This window comes from Oleiphilus sp. HI0123 (genome assembly GCF_001635315.1).
Map to the genome: position 1 here is coordinate 1 of NZ_LWGE01001327.1, position 3,229 is coordinate 3,229.

2 protein-coding genes are annotated in these 3,229 nt (G+C 45.4%); both read right to left on the minus strand.

What is annotated here, in order from left to right; all coding sequences use genetic code 11:
• The coding region (locus A3761_RS16405; RefSeq protein ID WP_231881241.1) for a tRNA pseudouridine(38-40) synthase TruA at positions 1 to 443 on the minus strand (443 nt) is incomplete at its 3' end.
• A 65-nt stretch (positions 444 to 508) separates the two neighbouring features.
• On the minus strand, positions 509 to 3,229 hold a 2,721-nt coding region (locus A3761_RS16410; RefSeq protein ID WP_068750519.1), incomplete at its 5' end, for a FimV/HubP family polar landmark protein.

Below are 3,229 nucleotides of genomic sequence, written 5' to 3' on the forward strand. Positions count from 1 at the left end.
CACCAAGTCATTTCATTATGGAAGATTGAAGGCCTGACCGGGTGATTGTATATCACATAATGATAGCGCCTACTGGTAGCAGAAAATCGCGCATGAAACTCAGAGTCAACACAGCCAGCCCATGAAACACTGATATCTTTTGGTAGGTTTGAGTTGCTACCAAAAACCCACGCTCTTTCACTACGCTGCACTTCGGTGTCAAAATGAACAACCTGATGAGCACCGTGCACACCCTTATCGGTTCTGCCCGCGCAAACAAGCTCTATGGACTGATTGGCGACACTTGATACAGCCTCTTGTAAGTATTTTTGAACGGTAGGTAAGCCACTCTTTTGAGACTGCCACCCGTGATAAGCACTACCATTATATGACAAGCATAACGCAACACGGCCAGTAACGATTTCGTTACCGGCCGTGTCATTCGAAAGATGACCAGAACTCATTTGAGAGTCAACTCAGGTCGTCTAATTAAGACAAGTTTCATCCAAAAACTACCACTGCAAAATAATTAGTCCAATGAACTTAGCAATTCAGCCGCCTCTGCTTGCTGCTCAGAACTGCCTTCTTTAGTTACTTCTTCTAGTATATCTTTGGCGCCCTCGATATCACCCATATCGATATACGCTCGTGCCAAGTCAAGCTTGGTAGACGCTTCATCAGTACCTTCAAGGAAGTCAAACTCGCTTGCATCACCAAGGTCTTCATCAAACGACTGATCTGCATTCATCTTATCTGAAGCTTGCTCAAGAATATCATCGCTGATAACCGGCTTTTCGGCACCTAATGTTGCGTCAGACTCTAAATCTCCTTCTCCGCCCTGAGCTAATGATTCAACGATGGCTGAATCACTTAAATCTGAAGGCAGCTGAATCTCGGTTTCTTTCTCAAGCTCGCCGCTTAAATCTATGTCATCAAGATCCACGTCAAGAATCGCATCATCAAACTCACCAGAGTCTGACAACTCATCAGTAATCTCATCTACAGTTTCGTCTAGCACATCACTAGGCTCTAGAAGCGAGTCATCCAAGTCAGCAGTTAATTCTGCATCGAGTGATTCATCAATACCTAGATCATGCTCTTCATCTAGTTCAACACTGTCAAAGTCAAAAGATTGTGGTTCTTCCTCAAGCGCTTCAGCTTCAGCCTCAATAGACGCTTCAACCTCGCGTTTTGAGGCCTCAACCTCTTCCATCTCGCGATCTAGCTCAAGCTCATGTTCTTTATCTTCTAGCGACACCAACTGCTCATCCAGCATATCTCCGCGGATAGCGCTCGCTTGATCTAAGGCTTCAGAATCCTGAATTGCTTCTAATTCGCTATACTGGCGGTTAAATGCTTCAGTATCACCACTTTGCTTATATACTTCCAGCAACTTCAAGCGCAAGTCTGTTCTAACAGGTTCTTCTGAAATTGCACTTTCAAGAACTGCTGCAGCCTGATCCAGTCTGCCATAGGCAATGTAAACATCAACTTCAGCGATTACATCCTCATTTTCCTCGCCAGAGACGGCAGGCTCTTCTTCAGCAAATAAGTCTTCATCTATGTATTCGTCATCATCTTCAAGAGGGCTATCTAAAGATTCAACTTGCATGCCGTCTTCTTCAGCATCCTGATAATCGTCTTCCGACGATAGCGCATCTTCGCCCTCTTCTTCATATTCAATTTCGTCACTATCGTGCATTGCCTGAAACTCTTGCTCACGCTTAGCGTTATTACGCGAAACCAACCAGAGGACAAACACAACCAGCACAACAACTAGAACAGCAATTGATAAGTAGAGAGGATTACCAACGATCACTTCGATAATGTTCTGCTCAGCCTTAGCTGGCTTGCTTACAGGCATTTCAATAGACTTAGCCTTTTCAACTGCTGGCGATTTCTCAGCAGGTTTCATGCTCTCGGCCTGACCTGCTTGCTCAGTCTTTGGCATCGCTGCAATTTGCTCAGTACTTTCCTTAGCTTCAGCCATAGCGTCTTTTGCGGCTACCGTCTGATCAGAAGCCTCAGCAGCATTTTCAGCAACTGCGTCAGGCATTGCCATCAGCTTATCAGCCTCAGATAGCTCCTCAGTTTCCTGCGCAGCCTTCGCTTCCGCTAGCTCATTGACTCGCATTTGCGTCTGAATATTTGCTAGCTGATCATTCTTTAATGTAAGGAGTCTTTGCAAGGTTTGTAGCTGTTCTTCTAAGTCAGAAACACGACTATTTAACTCTTTATTCTCGATACTCGCTTTATCCAATTTTTCTAGCGTAATCGCTAGCTTCGGATCAGTCTCTTTACCGTTACTGCCGCCTGTTGCAGAGCTACCAGAGTTAGCACTGCTAGCACCGTCGTTTGTCTTTTCAGCAACAACAAGCTTGAGTTCATCACCAGCCCGCTTAACTGCTGGCTGATTAACGTCAGTTTTCGGTGCTTGGCTTGAAGCTACCGACTTCGAGCGTTTGCCTCTCGCAGACTCGTTCTGCGAAATAACTTCTTCTATTGCCTGATGCGTTGAACGCTGCTTAATCTGCTCAAGGCTGGGCAAACGTAGAACCTGACCTGCCTTCAATTTATTGATATTACCCTGAATGAAGGCACCTGGATTTAGGTCCTGAATAGCCAACATAACCTGCTGAGGGCTAACACTTCTATTTGGCCGCGCCTTGATTGCGATATCCCATAACGTATCAGAGCTACCAGTTGGGCCGTACTCACCACCTGAAATACCAGTCGAAGGGTTAGCAACAGAACGGCGACTTACCGGTGCAGGCTCTGGTACATTAAAAACATCGCCAGTTTGCGCTACCTGCGTCGTAACACTTGCAGCTTTAACCGGTGCGACAGGGTCTTCTGAAAATAATGGAGGATCAATCAACAAAGCGTATTCACGCAATAGTCGGCCACTTGGCCAAATCACTTCTACTAAGAAATTTAAAAACGGCTCTCGGACAGGTTTGTTTGTCGTAAGAACAACGACAAGCTTACCATCGGCATTCGTTTCAACTTTAAACCTCAGATCGGATAAAAAGTAAACACGGTCGACATTCGCTTTTAAAAACTCTTCGCGCGTTGCTAGTCCAGGAAGAATTTCTTCTGCCGAGAAATCACCTGAGTTTACAAGCTCTATTTCAGCTTTTAAGGGTTGGTTAAGTGCAGACGTTACAGTCGCCTCACCAATTCCAAGAGCGAAAACAGACTCAGCAATCAATACACCGAGTAGTGATAGAGCAAAGGCCAGCTTGCGTAT